This is a genomic window from Flavobacterium potami, from assembly GCF_020026915.1.
Lineage (GTDB): Bacteria > Bacteroidota > Bacteroidia > Flavobacteriales > Flavobacteriaceae > Flavobacterium > Flavobacterium potami.
Map to the genome: position 1 here is coordinate 75143 of NZ_JAINUY010000007.1, position 19267 is coordinate 94409.

At 33.2% G+C, this 19267-nt stretch carries 19 protein-coding genes; 12 read left to right on the forward strand and 7 right to left on the reverse strand.

Features of this window, described 5'->3' with window-relative positions; all coding sequences use genetic code 11:
• Positions 1–309: 309 nt before the first annotated feature.
• The 3 genes from clpP to K6T82_RS19110 all read left to right on the forward strand — a co-directional run bounded on the left by clpP (position 310) and on the right by K6T82_RS19110 (position 3185).
• On the forward strand, positions 310–984 hold the full coding sequence (gene clpP, locus K6T82_RS19100; protein WP_223709440.1) for an ATP-dependent Clp endopeptidase proteolytic subunit ClpP: 675 nt from the start codon (positions 310–312) through the stop codon (positions 982–984).
• A 187-nt stretch (positions 985–1171) separates the two neighbouring features.
• On the forward strand, positions 1172–2404 hold the full coding sequence (gene clpX / locus K6T82_RS19105) for an ATP-dependent Clp protease ATP-binding subunit ClpX (RefSeq protein ID WP_223709442.1): 1233 nt from the start codon (positions 1172–1174) through the stop codon (positions 2402–2404).
• Positions 2405–2543: 139 nt separating this feature from the next.
• Positions 2544–3185: a murein L,D-transpeptidase catalytic domain-containing protein gene (locus tag K6T82_RS19110; protein WP_223709445.1), complete on the forward strand. Its 642-nt coding sequence runs from the start codon at positions 2544–2546 to the stop codon at positions 3183–3185.
• 140 nt (positions 3186–3325) lie between these two features.
• Here K6T82_RS19110 and K6T82_RS19115 read toward each other — a convergent pair whose 3' ends face one another.
• Complete coding sequence (locus K6T82_RS19115; RefSeq protein ID WP_223709447.1) at positions 3326–4291, reverse strand: GlxA family transcriptional regulator; 966 nt, start codon at positions 4289–4291, stop codon at positions 3326–3328.
• A 142-nt stretch (positions 4292–4433) separates the two neighbouring features.
• On the opposite strand from K6T82_RS19115, the gene K6T82_RS19120 reads away from it, so the two are divergent.
• The 7 genes from K6T82_RS19120 to serB all read left to right on the forward strand — a co-directional run bounded on the left by K6T82_RS19120 (position 4434) and on the right by serB (position 8566).
• Positions 4434–4856 (forward strand): VOC family protein, encoded by a 423-nt coding sequence (locus tag K6T82_RS19120; protein ID WP_223709450.1) that lies wholly within the window; start codon positions 4434–4436, stop codon positions 4854–4856.
• Between the two features lie 13 nt (positions 4857–4869).
• Complete coding sequence (locus K6T82_RS19125) at positions 4870–5274, forward strand: SRPBCC domain-containing protein (protein ID WP_223709452.1); 405 nt, start codon at positions 4870–4872, stop codon at positions 5272–5274.
• A gap of 21 nt (positions 5275–5295) precedes the next feature.
• Entirely contained in the window at positions 5296–5700 is a 405-nt protein-coding gene (locus tag K6T82_RS19130) for an SRPBCC family protein (RefSeq protein WP_223709454.1), read from the forward strand.
• A 110-nt stretch (positions 5701–5810) separates the two neighbouring features.
• On the forward strand, positions 5811–6221 hold the full coding sequence (locus K6T82_RS19135; RefSeq protein ID WP_223709457.1) for a VOC family protein: 411 nt from the start codon (positions 5811–5813) through the stop codon (positions 6219–6221).
• A 1-nt stretch (position 6222) separates the two neighbouring features.
• A complete protein-coding gene (locus K6T82_RS19140) occupies positions 6223–6660 on the forward strand; it encodes an SRPBCC family protein (protein WP_223709465.1) in 438 nt (145 codons plus the stop codon).
• An 85-nt stretch (positions 6661–6745) separates the two neighbouring features.
• On the forward strand, positions 6746–7180 hold the full coding sequence (locus K6T82_RS19145; RefSeq protein WP_223709468.1) for a VOC family protein: 435 nt from the start codon (positions 6746–6748) through the stop codon (positions 7178–7180).
• Positions 7181–7336: 156 nt separating this feature from the next.
• The gene (gene serB, locus K6T82_RS19150) at positions 7337–8566 is read left to right on the forward strand and encodes a phosphoserine phosphatase SerB (protein ID WP_223709470.1); all 1230 of its coding nucleotides are present in this window, start codon (positions 7337–7339) and stop codon (positions 8564–8566) included.
• Between the two features lie 514 nt (positions 8567–9080).
• Here serB and K6T82_RS19155 read toward each other — a convergent pair.
• The 3 genes from K6T82_RS19155 to K6T82_RS19165 form a co-directional block, all read right to left on the reverse strand.
• Positions 9081–9323, reverse strand: coding sequence for a redox-active disulfide protein 2 (locus tag K6T82_RS19155; protein WP_223709472.1), 243 nt, complete (start codon positions 9321–9323; stop codon positions 9081–9083).
• 3 nt (positions 9324–9326) lie between these two features.
• Complete coding sequence (locus tag K6T82_RS19160) at positions 9327–9707, reverse strand: hypothetical protein (protein WP_223709475.1); 381 nt, start codon at positions 9705–9707, stop codon at positions 9327–9329.
• A 78-nt stretch (positions 9708–9785) separates the two neighbouring features.
• Positions 9786–11309, reverse strand: coding sequence for a GH3 auxin-responsive promoter family protein (locus K6T82_RS19165; RefSeq protein ID WP_223709479.1), 1524 nt, complete (start codon positions 11307–11309; stop codon positions 9786–9788).
• Between the two features lie 240 nt (positions 11310–11549).
• Here K6T82_RS19165 and K6T82_RS19170 point away from each other — a divergent pair, with 240 nt between their 5' ends.
• Together K6T82_RS19170 and K6T82_RS19175 are read left to right on the forward strand one after the other, a co-directional pair.
• Positions 11550–12344 (forward strand): DUF2797 domain-containing protein, encoded by a 795-nt coding sequence (locus K6T82_RS19170; protein WP_223709482.1) that lies wholly within the window; start codon positions 11550–11552, stop codon positions 12342–12344.
• A 165-nt stretch (positions 12345–12509) separates the two neighbouring features.
• Entirely contained in the window at positions 12510–13556 is a 1047-nt protein-coding gene (locus K6T82_RS19175; RefSeq protein ID WP_223709484.1) for a glycosyltransferase family 9 protein, read from the forward strand.
• Between the two features lie 125 nt (positions 13557–13681).
• Here the strand turns inward: K6T82_RS19175 and K6T82_RS19180 are convergent, their stop codons facing one another.
• The 3 genes from K6T82_RS19180 to sppA form a co-directional block, all read right to left on the reverse strand.
• Positions 13682–16285 (reverse strand): AsmA-like C-terminal region-containing protein, encoded by a 2604-nt coding sequence (locus tag K6T82_RS19180; RefSeq protein WP_223709486.1) that lies wholly within the window; start codon positions 16283–16285, stop codon positions 13682–13684.
• A gap of 173 nt (positions 16286–16458) precedes the next feature.
• A complete protein-coding gene (locus K6T82_RS19185) occupies positions 16459–17406 on the reverse strand; it encodes an alpha/beta hydrolase family protein (protein WP_223709490.1) in 948 nt (315 codons plus the stop codon).
• Between the two features lie 14 nt (positions 17407–17420).
• On the reverse strand, positions 17421–19178 hold the full coding sequence (sppA, locus tag K6T82_RS19190) for a signal peptide peptidase SppA (RefSeq protein WP_223709492.1): 1758 nt from the start codon (positions 19176–19178) through the stop codon (positions 17421–17423).
• Positions 19179–19267: the final 89 nt, after the last annotated feature.

A 19267-nucleotide genomic window follows, 5' to 3' on the forward strand; every position in this document is an offset into this window, starting at 1 on the left:
GTCAAAAGTTAAGAAGTATACTTTTTAAAAATTAAGATTTTATTACAGAAACCGAAAGATAAAAATAATTATATTTGAACGTCAATGGAAGATTTTCTTCTGTTGACGTTCTTTTTTTTTGTTTCAGGTTTAAAGTTCCAAGTTAACTGTGGATAACGTAAAACGTAAAACATAAAACGTGAAACCTGAAACTTGAAACAAAAAAAGCGTTTTCAGACAAATTGGCATCCTTTATAAAAAGGTATGAACTTTGTTTAATTCGTTTAAGTCACTTGCTGACTTTAGACTTTTCAACTTTAAACTAAAAATATGAACTACGGTAAAGAATTCAAAAAATTTGCTACAAAGCACCAAGGAGTAAACGCGATGTATTACGATAAAATCGTAGCAGCGATGAATCCAACTAATATGACTCCATACATTATCGAAGAGCGTCAGTTGAACGTTTCTCAACTAGATGTGTTTTCTAGATTAATGATGGACAGAATTATCTTTTTAGGAACTGGTATAGACGATCAAATCGCAAATATCGTTCAAGCACAATTATTATTTTTAGAAAGCGCTGATGCTTCAAAAGATATTCAAATTTACTTAAACTCTCCAGGAGGAAGTGTTTATGCAGGTTTAGGAATTTACGATACAATGCAATACATCAAACCAGACGTAGCTACAATCTGTACAGGAATGGCAGCTTCTATGGGGGCAGTTTTATTGTGTGCAGGTGCAGAAGGGAAACGTTCAGCGTTGCCACATTCAAGAGTAATGATTCACCAACCATCTGGAGGAGCACAAGGTGTTGCAACAGATATGGAAATCAACTTACGTGAGATGTTGAAATTGAAAGATGAATTGTACAATATCATTTCACATCATTCAGGACAAACTTTCGAAAGAGTTCACAAAGACAGTGAGCGCGATTACTGGATGAAAGCTGACGAAGCAAAAGAATACGGAATGATCGATGAAGTTTTAAGAAGAGGATAATCCTTGAAAGTTATATTTGTTTCAGGTTTCAAGTTTCAAGTTGCCTAGGTTAACGTGAAACTTGAAACTCTGAAACTTGAAACAAAAAAATAAAAAATATTAAGCTGTAAAGAAGTTAAGTTTTTAAGTTTTAGATTAAAAAGCTTAGAAACTTAGTATCTTTGCAGCTTAGTAACTTAAATAAAGAATGGCAAAAGTAGTATTAGAATGTTCGTTTTGTGGAAGAAAGAAGCCAGAAACTAATTTATTAATTGCAGGTATCAATGCCCACATTTGTGATAAATGTATTGAACAGGCGCACGGAATTGTTTTAGAAGAATTAAAATCTAGCGGAAGCACAAAATTAGTTGGGGACTTAATTTTACAGAAACCAAAAGAAATTAGAGCTTTCCTGGATCAATATGTTATTGGTCAGGATCAGACTAAAAAAGTGATGTCGGTTGCAGTTTACAATCACTACAAACGTTTAATGCAACAGCAATTGGACGATGAAGTGGAGATTGAAAAAAGTAACATCATCATGGTTGGTCAAACCGGAACCGGAAAAACATTAGTAGCAAAAACTATTGCTAAAATGTTAGACGTTCCGTTAGCAATTGTTGATGCGACAGTATTGACAGAAGCGGGTTACGTTGGAGAAGATGTTGAAAGTATTTTAACTCGTTTGCTTCAAGCTGCTGATTATGACGTAGCAAAAGCAGAAAGAGGAATTGTATTTATTGACGAAATTGATAAAATTGCCCGTAAAAGCGACAATCCATCCATTACACGCGATGTTTCTGGAGAAGGTGTACAACAGGCTTTATTGAAATTATTAGAAGGAACTGTTGTAAATGTACCGCCAAAAGGTGGACGTAAACATCCAGATCAAAAATTTGTTGAGGTAAATACTCAAAACATCTTGTTTATTGCAGGTGGAGCTTTTGACGGTGTAGAACGTATTATTTCTAAACGTTTAAACCGTCAGGCGGTGGGTTACTCAACTTCTAAAAATGTTGACAATATTGACAAAGACAATTTGTTGCAATATATTATTCCAAAAGACATTAAAGATTTCGGATTAATTCCAGAGATTATTGGTCGTCTTCCGGTTTTAACACACATGGATCCGTTGGATAAAGAAACACTTCGTGCAATCTTGACACAACCTAAAAATGCATTAGTAAAACAATATCAGAAATTGTTCTTAATGGATGATGTGGAACTAAATGTGACAGATGAAGCTTTAGATTTTATTGTAGATAAAGCTTTAGAGTACAAATTAGGTGCACGTGGTTTACGTTCGTTATGCGAAGCAATCTTAACTGATGCGATGTACGAATTACCAAGTTCTGATGATACCACTTTGACAATAGACAAAGAATATGCAGAACATACTTTGAGTAAAAACTTATTGAAGCGTATGGAAATTGCTTCTTAAAAAGAATTAAATAGCTTTTTCAAAGTTTTAAAATTTTGGAAAATTCAATTATAAACCTGTTCATTTTTTGAGCAGGTTTTTTTATACTTTTTTAAATTTATTTTCGTTTGTCTTTTATGTAAATTTAAACATGAGAAAAATGTTTTTTATAATTTGTATCAGCTTGCTTTTTTCCTGCAATAAAGAAAACAAATCAACGACCGTTTCTGAGAACAAACCTAAAAGCGAAGTAGTTTCAACGGAAAAACCTCGAGTTGAAATCAATTACAACGATTATTACAAAGAAGCAGCACAATACTGCAAGAAAAACAATCTAAATCAAAGTAAATTTATATTGATTGATTTAGGAGTTCATTCTGGTTACAAAAGATTTTTTGTTTATGATTTTAAAAAGAAAGCAGTTTCTAAATCTTATATGGTAAGTCACGGTTGTGGTGATAATCAGTGGGGGAGAACTTCTTCTAAAGCAAAACCTCAGATTAGTAACGAGTTCGATTCACATTGTTCTTCTCTTGGAAAATACGTGATTCTAGATCGCGGTGTGAGTAAATGGGGAATAAAAGTGAATTATGTTCTGCAAGGAAAAGATAAAACCAATTCGAATGCTAGAAGTCGGGCGATTGTACTGCATTCTTGGGACGCGATTTCAGAAAATGAAGTTTTTCCTGAAGGAACGCCTGAAGGCTGGGGATGTCCGGCAGTTTCAAACGAAAGTATGAGAGAAATCGATGAACTTTTGAAATCTAATAAAAAAGTGCTAATGTGGATTATTAAGTCCTAAAAATTTGGTGTTTTGAAAATGAAACGTCTTTTTTAGCCCTGATCGAAACGGCATCCTTTTGCTCTGGGGTTCAGAGCAAAAGATATAGTGTAGAGCAGGACCAGACGTCTTTTGAAAAGAAATATTTCTGCTCCGGAAAATTATTGAACTCTAAATTTCTCTCTGTATTCAATTGGCTTCATTCCGACCATTTTATAAAATACTTTTCTAAACGCTTTTGGATCGTTGTAGCCTGTTTTTTCGATAATTTCTGAAATCGAAAGCTGTGTTTGTTCCAAATATTTCTTCGAACTTTCAACTCTAATATTCTGTAAATATTCAATTGGAGGAATTCCTGTCACTTGTTTAAAACGGCGTGTCATGTTTCTGGCACTTGTTGGAATATCTTTGGTAATTTCTTCCAATTTTTCGATGGAATGGTATTGATTTTCAATTTTTTGCTGCAACATCGCAACCAAAGAATCATTGTGCAAATGATTGGGTCTAAAAGTACTGAAATAGCTCTGTTTGTATCGGTTTAAATCTATAGAAAAGATTTTGGCTATTTTGACCGCCATTTCGTTTCCGCAGAATTTCTGTACCAAAAGAATCAATAAATGAAAAGTGGAGGTCGATCCGCCGCTGGTGTATAAACTTCCGTCTGCCGTAAGGGTTTCTTCAGATTTTAATTTTACCATCGGAAAAGCTTTTGTAAAAGCACTGCAAGCATCGACATGAGTTGTGGCCAATTTTTCGTTCAGTAAACCGGAAGCAGCAAACAAAAAGGCGCCGGTGCAAAAACTAGCCAATTCGGCTCCGGCTTGATGTTGTTTTTGTAACCACGGAATGAAATTTCGATTCTTCTTAATCATTTCGCTCATATTGTCGGTTGTAAAAGCCGGAATTAAAATGAGGTCCAAAACAATATTTGAAGTTTCAATTTCGTTTGAAGTATAACCAAAAATTTTTCCCTGATCCGATTGTTCTTTAGATTGAAAAATCATGATTTCGAATGGTTTTTCAGTTCCAGAAGTCAACTTATTGGTCGTTTCGAATACTTCTAAAATTGCCGCAATACTCAATAATTTGTAGTCGTGAGGCACGATTAATCCTAATTTCTTGCTCATGATTTTGATTGTTTTTGAAATTTTACAACAAAACAAAAATAAGCATTTTGTCTTAAATGCCCCTAAAATTGACTTTTATTGTATCTAAAAGCAATTTGTGAAATTTTAAATTTGTTTTTAAATAATTGTAACTTTATATATTATGGCAACAAACATTTTCTTAAATCTTGCAGTAAAAGATTTAAAACGAGCAATATCCTTTTATAATGAATTGGGTTTTCCAACCAATCCGAAGTTTACAAATGAACAAGGAGCTTGTATCGTTATAGACAAAAATATTTATGTAATGATTTTGGTGGAAGAGTTTTATAAAACCTTTACCCCAAAACAAATTTGCGATACCAAAACAGCAAGTGAAGTGCTTATTTCGATTTCTCTGGATTCTCGTGAACTAGTAGATGAAATGCTTGATAAAGCAGTTAAGGCGGGTGGAACAGATTATATTCCGGCAAAAGATTATGGATGGATGTACCAAAGAACTTTTCTGGATTTAGATGGACATCATTGGGAAGTTTTCTTTATGGATGAAAGTCAGATTCCGAGTGAAATGCCAACAGAAATGTAATTAAAGAACAAAAATGATTACAGTTCAAAATACAATCAGTTCATCTGTTGGTAAAGTCTGGGAATTATGGATTTCTCCAAAACATATTCAGAACTGGAATTATGCTTTTGAAGATTGGCATACTCCATACGCAGAAAATGATTTGCGAGAGAATGGTCAATTTAAATATAAAATGGAGAAAAAGGATAAAAGCGAAGGTTTTGATTTTGAAGGTCATTACACTAAAATTGAAAAATTCAAACTTTTAGAATATAAGCTTTCGGATGGTAGAACTGGAAGCGTTCATTTTGAAATTTTAGGTGATAAAGTAAAAATTACAGAAAGATTTGAGCCGAATAAGCAAGATTCTGAAAGTATGCAAAAAAATTGGTGTCAAAACGTAATAGATAATTTTAAGAAGTACGTAGAAAGTATTTAAACAATTAAAAAAAGATATAAAATGATTACAATAAAAAGTACCGTAAATGCATCTCTAGAAAAAGTATGGAATTTTTGGAACACGCCAGAACATATTACCAAATGGAGTTTTGCCTCGCCAGATTGGCACACGCCTTATGCAGAAGCTGATTTGAGAGAAGGAGGAAAATTCAAATCGACTATGGCAGCAAAAGACGGGAGTATGAGTTTTGATTTTGAAGGCGAATTTACTTTAGTGAAACCGAACGAAGCACTTTCGTATGTTTTGGGAGACGGTAGAAAGGTTGAAATTACTTTTACAGAAACTCCAGATGGTGTTGAAATCGTAGAAAGTTTCGATCCAGAAACAGAAAACCCAGAAGAAATGCAGCGCGCAGGCTGGCAGGCTATTTTGAATAATTTTAAAAGTTACATTGAATCTAATTAAGTTTTAGAGTAACAAAGTAACAAAGCGATACATTTAAATTAACTTATATCACTTATATGGTTTAAAAAAAGAAAGAAAATAAATATCTAACCCAACAAAAAAAACAAAAAATGACAAAACAAATATGGTTGAATCTTCCTGTAAAGGATGTAGCTAAAGCGAAGGATTTTTTCTGGAAAATTGGTTTTTCGTTTAATGAACAGCATGATACGCCAAGTTCGACGTGCATGGTTGTAGGTGAAGGGCATTTTGTAGTGATGCTTTTTGAGGAAATGCTTTTTTCAAGTTTTTCTCAAAATAGTATTACAGATACGAAATCTAGCTCAGAAGTTTTGATTTCGATTGATGCTGAAAGCAGGGAAGAAGTAGATGAATTAGCCAAAAAGGTAGAAGAAGCTGGCGGAACTGTTTTTGCTCCTCCTGCTGAAAGTCAGGGTTGGATGTACGGCTGTGGTTTTGCCGATTTGGATGGTCATCGTTGGAATGTTTTATTTATGGACTTTAGTAAATTACCGAGTTAAGATGGAGAAATTAGTATTTAATATCGATATAAAGGCTTCTAAAGAAAAGATTTGGAAAGTCTTATGGGACGACGAAACTTACAGAAAATGGACAAGTGCTTTTTGTGAGGGAAGTTACGTTGAAACGAATTGGAACCAAGGCGATAAAATTTATTTTTTAGGGCCAAACGGAGAAGGAATGAATAGTATTATTGAGACTAAAATTCCGAACGAATACATGGCTTTTAAGCATATAGGCGAAATAAAGGACTTTAAAGAGGTTCCGCCAAATGAAGAAACTCAGAAATGGGTTGGGGCAATGGAGACTTATAGATTGACTCAAAAAGGTGATGTAATCGATCTTCAGGCAGAAGTTGATGTAATCGAAAAACATATAGATTATTTTAAAGAAGCTTTTCCGAAAGGATTGGAAGCGGTTAAAGAATTGTCTGAGAAGTAGAGATTAGAAAATAGAAGAAAGAAGTAAGAGTAAAGACTTTCAGAGGAATTAACAATTTATAACTAACACTTAATAATTAGAAAAAATGGCAGCAGTAAATCCTTATTTAATGTTTAACGGAACTTGCGAAGAAGCATTCCTATTTTATAAGTCTGTTTTTGGTGGAGATTTTCCTTATATGGGAAAATACAAAGATGCACCAGCAGAAGAAGGTGAAGTGCTTTCTGAGGAAGCTTTAAACCGAATTATGCACGTTTCGCTTCCAATTGGAAATACAATCTTAATGGGAAGTGACAGTCATCCAAGATATGGTGATGTAAGTTTTGGAGATAATTTTTTGGTTTCTATTAATGTAGAAAGTACAGAGGAAGCAGACAGAATTTTCAACGGACTTTCAGCAGGAGGAACGGTAGAAATGCCAATGGACAATACTTTCTGGGGATCATACTTCGGAATGTTCAAAGATAAATTTGGTATAAACTGGATGGTAAGTTTTGATAAAAATGAACCAATGAAATAATCAAAAAGTTACGTTATTTTAATAATAAAACAGAAATGTTAAATTACTCGAAAAAGCACATTGATATGTGCTTTTTCTTTTCAAAAAAACAAGGATTATTCTTTTTTATCAACGAGAGATTGCCGATTTTTGTCGCTTCAAAATCAAGAAAGAAAAATGGCAGCAGAAGATAAAGAAATCATTTTATTAAAAGTTTCAGGACACGATAAAATTGGGGTTACAGCAGGTTTGACAGCTGTTTTAGGAGCATACGATGCTAATATTTTAGATATTGGCCAAGCCGATATTCATGACACACTTTCTTTAGGAATTTTGTTCGAAATTGCTGCGGGATCTTCGTCAGCACCAGTTTTAAAAGACTTATTGTTCAAAGCCTACGAATTAGAAATCAAAGTAAAATTTATTCCGATTTCTATTGAAGATTACGAAACTTGGGTGAAATCGCAATCGAAACAACGTTATATCATCAATATTTTGGGCGAAAAACTAGCGGCTTCACAATTGGCGGCAGTGACCAAAATTATGTCAGATCAAAACCTGAACATCGATTCTATTATCCGATTAACAGGAAGAACTTCTATTGTAGAAAAAGAAGAATATCCGCGTTCTTGTATTCAATTGTCTGTAACGGGCGAAATTGTAAACAAGATCATCATGACGGCAAGTTTTATGGAAATTTCCAGAACGCTTAACGTTGATATTTCTTTCCAAGAAGACAATATTTATAGAAGAAACCGCCGTTTGGTTTGTTTCGATATGGATTCAACTTTAATCCAAACGGAAGTAATCGACGAATTAGCCGAATTGAATGGAGTAGGAGATCAGGTTCGTGCCATTACAGAATCGGCTATGAATGGTGAAATTGACTTCAACGAAAGTTTCAAAAAACGTATGGCTTTGTTAGAAGGTCTAAGCGAAGAAGTTTTACAAAACGTTGCCATCAATTTACCAATTACACAAGGAGCACATCGTTTGATGAAAGCTTTAAAATACTATGGATACAAAACCGCAATTCTTTCTGGAGGATTCACTTATTTCGGAGAATATCTTCAAAAAGAATTAGGAATCGATTACGTTCACGCCAATCAGTTGGAAATAAAAGATGGTAAACTGACAGGGAAATATTTAGGAGATATCGTAGACGGTCAGAAAAAAGCAGAATATTTAAAAGCAATCGCCGAAAAAGAAGGAATCCACATCAACCAAACTATCGCAGTTGGAGACGGAGCAAACGATTTGCCAATGCTGAACTTAGCTGGTCTTGGAATCGCTTTCCACGCCAAACCAAAAGTAAAAGAAAGCGCGTCAACTTCTATTTCAAGTTTAGGCCTTGATGGTGTTTTGTATCTTTTAGGATACCACGACAGATATATCGATATGATGTAATTTACATTTGTCACCCTGAGTGAAGTCGAAAGGCGCAAAGGGCTTCGACTTCGCTCAGCCTGACAAAAGTAAATAAGCCCATTTTTGTCATCCCGAGGAACGAGGGATCTCCACAAGTAGCTCGACAATCAAAATAAAAAAACAAAACCTCAGTACTTTTTCAATAAAGAGCTGAGGTTTTTTTATATGGGCATGTCCCGCCAGAAAAAGGCGGGTCGGGCTATCCGTTGCACACGAGCGATAGCGAACTGACGAAGTAATCTTTTGTGCCGAACCCCGGCACAAAAGGATTTCCACATCTATCCCTCATGCGGGTTTAGTGGAATTAGCGTTAAATAATTGTCTAAAATAAGATATGAATTGCCTCCAGCTTTAGCTGGAGGTAAGGGAAATACACAAAAAAGGCTTTAGCCAAACTTATTGCATATTTGGCTAAAGCCCTTGAAAAGTTTTGTTATAACCACTAGCTAAAGCTAGTGGCAATTCAAAATATAGCGGTAGTATAGAAATTTTGTTATCCACGAGATTCCAACTCTCTTTTAATCTCTTTCAAATTTTTAATATTCAAAAACAGAATAGGCAATAAAGCAATAGGAATAACATTCATTGCGCTAAATCCTTTCATAAAAACAATAAATAAATTAAGAGCAAAAAGCATAAATAGTACAACAGCAAAAATAGTATTCACAGTTTTTAATGTTTTCTGGTTTTTAATGAGTTCTTCCGTACTCATATCGCTGAATTTAGTATTCTTCATGTGTTATAATGTATTTATGAGTTTGTACATTCTATTTTTTAAATTTTTGAGTTTGTTGTCAAGAGGCAAATTAGTTGTAATATTTAAGAATCCAAGTTCTAAATTGTCAAATATCATTTTGTCCTTAAATTTTCCTTTTAATTCTTCTTCCACAATTTCCGGATGACATATAAAAATACCTCCTAAAATATCTGCCGGATGTTCATTTGCAGAACCAGAAGATTTTTGGATCATTATTAAAAAACTTTCGAGAAGTTCTTTGTCTTCCGTTTTGCAAATAATAGTTTGGACTTTTGTCAAAGTCGGATTTAACTTTTTGTCAACATAGTCAAATGAATATTCAGGTTTGTTGTAATTATTCCCGTAATGATTCATAATATCCATACATTCTTTTTTGGTTTGAGAGAATGTTTGAAAAAAAATGAAAAGAAACAGGATATAAATTTTTCGCATGAATATTTTTTAAATACGGGTTGAACACATTTCCTTCAATTGCTCCAAATAATCCCTCTGATTCGAAAGTCTCGGAATCTTATGCTGACCGCCCAATTTATCTCTTTCCTTTAACCAATCATAAAAAAGATTTTCTCTGGCGACATTAATTACCAAAGGATTTAAAGTCATATTGTTGTAACGTTTCGCTTCGTAATCTGAATTTAGAGTTTGCAACGTTTCATCCAATACTTTTTGGAAAAGACCAACATCAGCTGGATGTTTTTTAAATTCGATCATCCATTCGTGAGCACCTTTTTCTTTATCCTGCATAAAAATAGGAGCAACGGTATAATCGATAACTTCAGTTTGAGTAACCTGGCATGCTTTTGCAATTGCTTGATCGGTATTTTCAACCATTAATTCTTCACCAAAAACATTAATATGATGTTTGGTTCTTCCTGTAACTCTAATTCGATACGGATTCAATGAAGTAAAACGAACCGTATCTCCAATCAAATAGCGCCACAAACCAGAATTGGTCGTAATAACAATCGCATAATTTTTATTCAATTCGACATCTGCCAAACGAACTACTTTCTGATTTGGAGTTCCGTAAGTGTCCATCGGAATAAATTCGTAGAAGATTCCGTAATCCAGCATTAGTAATAAATCGCTCGAATAATTTAAATCCTGAATCGCAAAAAAGCCTTCAGAAGCATTATAAATTTCATAGTATTTAAAATCAGAACTTGGTAAAATTTTCTTGTATTGTTCTTTGTATGGAGAGAAACTCACACCTCCGTGAAAATACACTTCCAAATTCGGCCAAAGTTCCAATAAGTTTTGTTTGCCTGTATTTTCTAAAACTTTATTCATTAAAACCAGCATCCATGACGGAACGCCCGCAAAACTGGTTACGTTTTCGTTTTTGGTTTCGTTGATTATGGCGGCAATTTTGCTTTCCCATTCGCTCATGAGCGAAGTTTTACTGCTTGGTGTACTGCTGAATTCTGCCCAAATTGGCATGTTTTCAATCAGAATTGCAGATAAGTCTCCAAAGTAAGTATTGTTGTTTTCGTAAATCTGAGAACTTCCGCCCAAGCGAAGACTTTTTCCTAAAAACAATTCAGAATCTTCATTATTGTTCAAATAAAGGCATAATAAATCTTTACTTCCTTTGTAATGACAATCTTCCAAAGCTTCGTTACTTACCGGAATAAATTTGCTTTTTGCATTGGTTGTTCCACTCGATTTTGCAAACCATTTAATTGGAGTTTCCCAAAAAACGTTTTGTTCGCCTAAACGTGTACGCTCAATAAGCGGCTGTAATTCTTCGTAAGTTGAAATAGGAACTCTTTCAGCAAATGTCTGATAAGAGTTAATGCTCGAAAACTCATACTGTTTTCCAATAACCGTGTTTTCAGATGCCGTCAATAAGTTATGCAATAATTCTTCCTGAACTTCATTTGGGTATTTTAAAAAAAGTTCAATTTGATGAATTCTTTGTTTAAGAACCCATGATGCAAACGAATTGATTATAGATAATGGCATGAATCTGGTTTTTAGTTAACTGATTTTAGGTTTTAAATCTCACAATTCATGTAAAAACAAAAAACTTAAAATTTGAATATCGAGAGACAAATAGTAACTTTGTCTTCATATCAAAAATAATATTTTTTTGTAAAAAACAATCCGATTTAGAACAATTATTCTAGTTAATAAGTCGGATTTTAACACTAAAAATTCTATTTCTTTGATACAACGAAATCAGCAATTATAAAATAAATAAGAATGCAATATCAAGGTGTCCTGACAAAAATGCAAACCGAGCTTGGAAGTCCAATTCAATACTATCTGGTTTTTGAAGATAGCTTTCTAAATGTCAATCAATTATTGGATAAGGAAATTGAAATTAACTTTATCGGTTGTCAGTGTTTGAATTGTGGTAAAAAGAAGAAAATATACCGACAAGGTTTTTGTTATGATTGTTTTTACTCAAGTCCAGCCGTTGGAGATTGGATTATGAGACCAGAATTGAGTACAGCACATTTGGGAATTGCAGACAGAGATTTGGAATATGAATCTAAAGTTCAGTTACAGCCGCATATTGTGTATTTGGCGGTCGCATCTGAAATAAAGGTTGGTGTTACCCGAAAAACACAAGTTCCAACTCGTTGGATCGATCAAGGCGCTTCTCAGGCAATTGCTATTGTTGAGGTTCCAAATCGTTATTTAGCAGGAATTACAGAGGTGGCTTTAAAAAATCATTATACAGATAAAACAAATTGGAGAAAGATGCTTCAGAATTCTATAGAAACGTTTGATTTGATTGCTGAAAAAGCAAAAGTTGAAAGTTTAATTCCAGAAGAAGCCAAAGAATTTTTCTATTCTCAAAAAGATGATTTATACGATTTGCGATATCCAGTTTTAAATTATCCTGCAAAAGTAAATAGTTTGAACTTGGATAAAACCCCTTCTTTTAGCGGAAAATTAACTGGAATTAAAGGACAATACTTGTTATTCGAAAACGGAACTGTATTTAATGTACGTGGTTCTGAAGGCTACGTTGTTACAATCAATGTGTAGAGATTTGTTATTAAATTGTTACCTTTTTTTGCATTAAAATTATTTTAAATAAAAAAATGCAATTTATTTGATGGTTTTGTGTTAATAATTAATGAATAATTATAGCTTTGGAGATGCTAAGGCAAAAGTTTTCAAAAAACAATTAAGACAAAATTCAAATACCACATGAGTAACTTAAAAAAAGTTAATGTTTTTAGGCGTTCGCTAATGTATAATTTAACCAAGAATATTGGAAATTCTGACATTAGTAAAATAGGTCCAATCGATAAAGATAAAATAAAAAAAGTTTTAATCTGCAGACCAAATGGACGCTTAGGAAACATGCTTTTAATTACTCCGTTAGTACAGGAAGTTCTCAAAACTTTTCCAAATTGTACGATAGATGTTTTTGTAAAAGGTACATTAGCACCAATTGTTTTTGAAAAGTACGAGAATGTTGATAAGATTATTCATCTTCCGAAAAAGCCTTTTAAGGAACTAGTAAAATACTTTAAAGTTTGGACATTAATTAGAAAGCAAAAGTATGATGTTGCAATAAATGTCGATCAAAATTCTTCTTCAGGAAGACTTGGTGTAAAGTTTTCGACTGCTAAATATAAATTTTTTGGAAATCTTCCGGAAGGAGTTACCTTAAACCATACAGATTACGATCATATCGCAAAATATCCAGTTTACAATTTCAGATATTTTTTAAGTCAGGTCGGAATTGAAGATAAAAAGGAACCAATTGCACTTTTGGATTTAAAGTTGTCAAAAGATGAAATTGCAAATGGAAAACGAATTCTAGATGAAATTATTGATCCTGAAAAAAGATCAATTGCCATATTTACTTATGCTACAGGAGAAAAATGCTATAATCTGGCTTGGTGGTCGGAGTTTTATGCAGCCTTGAAAAAGGAATTTCCAGACGAGAATATTTTTGAAGTTTTACCAGTTGAAAATGTTTCTCAGATTAATTTTGAAGCGCCGTCTTTTTATAGTAAAGATGTTCGTGAAATTGGTTCTGTTTTAGCAAACGTAGCAGTTTTTGTTGGTGCAGATAGTGGAATTATGCATTTGTCAAGTGCTTCGAAAGCACCAACTGCAGGATTATTTTCGGTTTCAAATCTTAAAAAATATGAACCTTATGGAAATGGAAGTGTAGGTTTGGATACGAATGTTTTAGGTATTCCAGATTTTATAAAAGCAATAAAAGAAATTCTAAAAAAGTAGAATTCAATATATAACAAAAGAAAAATCCTGTTCGAAAGAACAGGATTTTTTTATTTATACAAGTAATTAAAATTGGCAGCTAAGAAAACTTAGAATCTTAGCAACTTAGAACCTTAGTTCCTTTTTTATGGATTCTTTTTCTTGAAAAGACCATTCAATAAATCGCTGGCTTTTTTAGTTACTTCCTGAGTTTTTTGCTCTTTTTCAGTTTTTGCAGCCTGAGTTGTATCCTTTGCCTTTGTGTTTTTGTTGATTAAATCGGTAAGCGCCGAAGTTCCTTTTTGAGTCAGTTTTTCTTTTTGCTGATTAACCAGCTGAGTTGTTAAATTACTCACCGCCGCTTTCATATCTGTACTGATTTTAGGATTTGAAAAGTTACCAGTCAAAATTGCATTAATCGGGATGTTGTCTAGTTTCGCAGCATCTGCAGGAGATAATTTGGCAATTAAATTATTTGCTTCAGTTCCTAAATATTTGGCAGGAACATCAAATTTCAGGTTATAGTTCATCGTTTGATCAAAACCGTGAGTTCCTCCAACTGTCACTTTAATGTCTTGATACTTAATGTCAAAAGGCTTAATATTTACTTTTCCGTTATCAAAAGTCAAAGCTGCTTTAATATCGTTCAAGTTCACTTTGTTTAAGTCTACAAATTTCACATTAGAACTTAATGATTTAAGTAAAGTTGAATTTTGAGAATTTACGGTTGTAGAAAGCAACTGACCGATTAAATCTCCAGAAATAGATTTTAAATCTGGTGTCAATTCTTTTGCATCTAAATTTCCATTCAATTTAATAGTCGAATTCAGTTTTCCGTTGATAATCCCAGCAATAGGAGCGATTTTTTTCATCATGTCCAATTGAGTAAAAGTCTGTGCAATATCAACTTGATTGAAACCTAAATTCATATCAAAAGTTGGTACTTTTTCTTTTGTAGAAACCGCACCGTTAAGTCCTATTGATCCACCAAAAATATTGGTTTTAAAGTTTTCTAAAGTTGCTTTTTCATCTTTAATAAGCAATCTTCCAGAAACATCTTTTAGCTTTAAATTGTCATATAAAACGGTTGTTGCTTTTGCATTTAAAGTACAGTTTAAGAAAGCTGGAATTTTCATTGCTTCAGCTGGTTTTGCTGGAGTTTTGGTTTCAGTTTTTGCAGGTTCTCCTGCCGTCATAAAATCATCAACTGCTAATTGATTAGAACTCATATTGAAGTTTCCTTTTAGTTCTTGTTTCTTAAACATAAAACCATAGAAGTTTTCCAAAACACCATTTATGCTAATATCACTTTTTCCGGTTGTAGCGTCAAATTGTTTTAAGTTGATTCTACTCGGATTAAATTCTACCAATGCTGTACTAATGTTCATTGATTTGTTGTTCTCATCAGTATATTTGAATCCTGATAAACTCATTGTACCAGCATTTTTAATGTTTTGATACTGGCTTTTTTCTACAGAAGCCATATCAAAATTTGTAGTTACATCTGCTTTTAAGATTCCTGCTAATGGCTTATCCATTTTAATTGGATATGCTTTTGAAAGATTTGCCAAGTTGATTGTTCCTTTTAAAGCTGCATCTACAATCGGGTTTACCGTTATGTTTTTAATATTCGCTTTAGCGTTAAAAACATCCTGATCAATTCTAAAAGACAACTTATCTAAATTCACGTAAGTGTCGTTTAAAATTCCAGTTTCGTTGATAATCTTGGTGTCAATTACAATATTCTGAACGGATTTCGGAAGATTAGGATATTGGAAAGATGCATTATTAGACGCAATTTCAATATTAAATTTAGGAACAGTTGTTTCTGTCAATTCTCCTTTTGCAAAACCGTTTACGGTAAAATCTCCAGTAGTTTTAACACCATTTAAACTTGATGAATACGCAGAAGGGATCAAACCTAAGAAGTTGGTAAAAGAGGAGGTAGGAGTTTTAAATTTCAAATCGTAAATCTGAGCATTTTCAGCCATTTGAATAAATCCGTCAAACTCCAGTGGTAATTGATTGATTAAAGCTTTGTTTTCTTTAAAAGTATATTTGCTTTTGTCTAAATCAATTCCAAGAATGGCATCTAAAGTCAGTTTTACATCTTTCATGTAATTCATTTTATCCATGTCCAATGAAACTTTTGCAGTAGTTTTTGTATTCAAATCTAATTTTGAATTGGTAAAATCTCCAGTTCCTTCATGGTTTAAACTGTCAATTACCATTTTGATTTTAGAACCTTGATCAATATATCTGAAAGTAAAATTTTCAATTTTATAATTCTGAATCTTTAAAGAAAGCGGTTTGCTGGCTTCAGCTTTCTTATCTTCCTTTTTGTCTTTTAAAGCAATATCGAAGTTTCCAACGCCGTCTTTATTAAAAATAATATTCACTAATCCGTTTGTTGAACTGATTCCTTGAATGTTTAATGGTTCTTCTTTTCCTTTGAAAAGTTCTTTAACGCTCATTTTTAAATTCAATTCACCAAGTGAAACCAAAGTATCACCTGCAAATGGAGCTTTGTTAATAATAACCAGCTTTTCAATCCCAACTGTTGCGTTCGGGAAATTTTTAAACAAACTTAAATCAGCATCAGTAAAACTTACTTTAGCATCAACACTTTCGTTAATGGCCTCGACAATTTTGGCTTTGATTTGATCTTTAAATAAAAAAGGTAAGGCAAATAATGCAGCAACAAACACCACAATAACGATGGCACTTATTTTTAAAACTTTCTTTAGCATATAATTAGATTTGAGGGTTTAACTTCTTAAAATCGACCCTGCAAAAATAGCTTTTTTTACAAGAGTTTGAAGATAAAGTTTTCTTAAAAATGTAGGAATAATACTTATTTTGTTAAATAAAAAAAATCCGCTTGAAATTACTTCAAACGGATTTTAGATGGTGTTTATTTTATTTATTTCTGAATAAATGAAACTATTTTGTCTACAAGTGTTTCAGAAAGTGGAAGTGTTTCGTTATTGTAGCTTGCCATATTTGCATTTTGATCGCCATCAATGATTTTCATCATGTGATTCATTTTTTCAATAATAACTTTCTCAGCATTTTTATTGGCTTTAGCTAAATTTTCGGCATCTTTTACTGTAATCTGCAAATCGTTGTTTCCTTGTAAAATGAGAACTGGAATGGTAAGTTTGCTTATTTCCGTCTGTGGATTGTATTTGAACCACGAAATTAAATAAGGCTGAACGCTTGGTCTAAAAAGGGCATTCAGCATTGGATCTACTTTTTTAACCTGAAATCCATTTTTCAAACTATCAATAATTGGAAAAGTCATATCGTCCAATTGTTTCATTGATTTTGCCGCAATTTGTGTTTTTATAATTTGATCTGCCGGTTCTCCTGCTCCTGCAATCGAAATGAATTTGTCTGCTTTTGCACTGGCAACCATACCAATTAAGGCGCCTTCACTATGACCAATTATAATAATCTTTGAAAAACGTTTGTCTAGCTTTAAATAGTTAATCCAGCTTTTGGCATCTTGAATGTAATTTTCAAAAACCAGGCTGCTTTCAGATCCTCCGGCTGCTTTGCTTTCGCCAATGGCTCTTTTATCATATCGTAAGGATGCAATTCCGTTTTTAGCTAAATTTTCTGCCAGCATTTTCAAAGAATTGTTTTTCATCATCGGATTATTTCCGTTTCTGTCTGTTGGACCAGAACCGGCAATAATTAAAGCGACAGGAACTTTCTGTGTCAAATCTGGCATTGTCAATGTACCATATATTTGGTCATTATTGATTTTAAGTATCGCCGGACTTTCCTTAAAGGTGATTTCTTTTTTGTTTTGAGCATTTAAAACGCTTAAAAACAAAACGGTCAAAAAAAGAATTACTTTGTTCATTTTTTTAATTCAATTTAGTAGATATTGATTCCGTATGGCATAATAGCCTGAACACCTTTTTGTTTTTGAAACTTCTTTACCTGCTCAATAAGCTGGTAGTTTTCTTCTCCGATTTCCTCTTTAATAAAAGCTTCTTTAGATTTTGCAAAAGGTAATCCTGAAAGCAAGTCATTCAGTGTTTTTTCGTATTCAGGATAATTCTGAACGCTGTATTTTTTGATCTTAGCAATTTTCGCTGCTTCTGCAATGGCATCATTCAATCCGCCTATTTTGTCAACTAATCCTATTTTTAAAGCTTCTGTTCCAGACCAAACTCTACCCTGGGCAATTGCATCAACTTGTTCAAAGGTCATTTTTCTACCTTCGGCTACGTGTGTAACAAAAGTATTGTAGATTTTTTCAACTCCTTCTAAAGTAAAAGCCTTGAACTTTTCGTCTACAGGAACGAACGGACTATAATTTGCTGAGTTTTCATGGGTTTTAACCTGCTCTGAATTAATTCCTAATTTATTAGCAAGCGGACTAAAGTTTGGCAACATTCCGAAAACCCCGATAGATCCCGTGATAGTATTGTTTTCAGCAAATATTTTGTTGGCATTACAAGCAATATAATAACCACCAGAAGCGGCATAATTACCCATAGAAACTACAACAGGTTTTACTTTTTTAGTAATCTCGATTTCTCTCCAAATTAGATCAGAAGTTAGTGCACTTCCTCCTGGACTGTCAATTCTAAGAACGATTGCTTTTACATCGTCATTTTTTCTAGCTTCCTGCAAAGAACGTCTCATAGAACCTTCTCCAATTGTATTTACATCACCTTCACCGCTTCCGATTTCGCCTTGAGCGTAAATAATAGCGATCTGATCTGTTGCAGTATTAGCCAAAGCTGTTGTTGTATAATCTTGTGTGTAATCTGCAATTGAAATCTTATTGTAATCTTCGTCTCCACTTACTTTTAAAGCTTTTCTGATTGCATTGTGATAAACATCTTCATAAGCAACAATATCAATTAAATGCTGTTGTTTTGCCATTTCCGGAGTTCTGGCCAAAAGACCGTTTGCAATTTCATTTAATTTAGGCAATGGAATATTTCTGCTTTTTGAAATATCAGTAGAAACAGTCGTCCAAATTGAGTTTAAAAGTGCAGTCATCTGTTCTCTGTTGGCATCACTCATTTTGTTTTCCAAGAAAGGTTCAACGGCACTTTTGTATTTTCCGTGACGAATTACCTCCATACGGATACCTGATTTGTCTTGAAAATCTTTAAAAAACATCACTTCAGAAGAAAGTCCTTTAAAGTCTAAATCTCCCGCGGGGTTCAAATAAATAGTGTTGGCAACAGAGTTTAAGTAATATTCTTTTTGTGAGTAGCTGTTTGCGTAAGCCCAAACAAATTTTCCTGATTTTTTGAAACTTTCAAGAGCATTTCTTAAATCTTTGTATTGAGCAAGACCAAGAGAAGATTCGTCATTTAAAATAGAAATTCCCTTAATGTTATCATCTTTTTTTGCCGCTTCGATTGCATTTATAACATCAGTTAAACCAATTCCTTTAGAATCGGAAAAACGAGTTACCCAGGGATCTTTATATTTTCCTGCATAATCGTTTTTTATTTCTTTTAAATTCAATTCAATAACAGAATTAGATTTAACAGAAACGCTATCGTCTCCGCCAAAAACAACTCCGATAAAAATTACTCCAAAAAAGAAGAGCATCATAAATACAAAAATACCAATTACGGTGGCAAGTACATTTCCTAAAAACTTCATGTTTATATTTTTTTTAATAAGTAGCCAAAAGGGGCAGAATGTTACAAATTATAGATTTAAAATTTATGCGTGATTCAATACGTCGTTTC

Bases quoted from the DNA above. Each gene is read 5' to 3' on its own strand.
- K6T82_RS19170 (WP_223709482.1), top strand. From the start codon at position 11,550: ATGCAATATCAAGGTGTCCTGACAAAAATGCAAACCGAGCTTGGAAGT.
- serB (WP_223709470.1), top strand. From the start codon at position 7,337: ATGGCAGCAGAAGATAAAGAAATCATTTTATTAAAAGTTTCAGGACAC.
- K6T82_RS19145 (WP_223709468.1), top strand. From the start codon at position 6,746: ATGGCAGCAGTAAATCCTTATTTAATGTTTAACGGAACTTGCGAAGAA.
- K6T82_RS19115 (WP_223709447.1), bottom strand. From the start codon at position 4,291: ATGAGCAAGAAATTAGGATTAATCGTGCCTCACGACTACAAATTATTG.
- K6T82_RS19110 (WP_223709445.1), top strand. From the start codon at position 2,544: ATGTTTTTTATAATTTGTATCAGCTTGCTTTTTTCCTGCAATAAAGAA.
- K6T82_RS19165 (WP_223709479.1), bottom strand. From the start codon at position 11,309: ATGCCATTATCTATAATCAATTCGTTTGCATCATGGGTTCTTAAACAA.
- clpP (WP_223709440.1), top strand. From the start codon at position 310: ATGAACTACGGTAAAGAATTCAAAAAATTTGCTACAAAGCACCAAGGA.
- K6T82_RS19175 (WP_223709484.1), top strand. From the start codon at position 12,510: ATGAGTAACTTAAAAAAAGTTAATGTTTTTAGGCGTTCGCTAATGTAT.
- K6T82_RS19155 (WP_223709472.1), bottom strand. From the start codon at position 9,323: ATGAAGAATACTAAATTCAGCGATATGAGTACGGAAGAACTCATTAAA.
- K6T82_RS19180 (WP_223709486.1), bottom strand. From the start codon at position 16,285: ATGCTAAAGAAAGTTTTAAAAATAAGTGCCATCGTTATTGTGGTGTTT.
- clpX (WP_223709442.1), top strand. From the start codon at position 1,172: ATGGCAAAAGTAGTATTAGAATGTTCGTTTTGTGGAAGAAAGAAGCCA.
- K6T82_RS19135 (WP_223709457.1), top strand. From the start codon at position 5,811: ATGACAAAACAAATATGGTTGAATCTTCCTGTAAAGGATGTAGCTAAA.
- sppA (WP_223709492.1), bottom strand. From the start codon at position 19,178: ATGAAGTTTTTAGGAAATGTACTTGCCACCGTAATTGGTATTTTTGTA.
- K6T82_RS19140 (WP_223709465.1), top strand. From the start codon at position 6,223: ATGGAGAAATTAGTATTTAATATCGATATAAAGGCTTCTAAAGAAAAG.
- K6T82_RS19125 (WP_223709452.1), top strand. From the start codon at position 4,870: ATGATTACAGTTCAAAATACAATCAGTTCATCTGTTGGTAAAGTCTGG.
- K6T82_RS19130 (WP_223709454.1), top strand. From the start codon at position 5,296: ATGATTACAATAAAAAGTACCGTAAATGCATCTCTAGAAAAAGTATGG.
- K6T82_RS19185 (WP_223709490.1), bottom strand. From the start codon at position 17,406: ATGAACAAAGTAATTCTTTTTTTGACCGTTTTGTTTTTAAGCGTTTTA.
- K6T82_RS19160 (WP_223709475.1), bottom strand. From the start codon at position 9,707: ATGGATATTATGAATCATTACGGGAATAATTACAACAAACCTGAATAT.
- K6T82_RS19120 (WP_223709450.1), top strand. From the start codon at position 4,434: ATGGCAACAAACATTTTCTTAAATCTTGCAGTAAAAGATTTAAAACGA.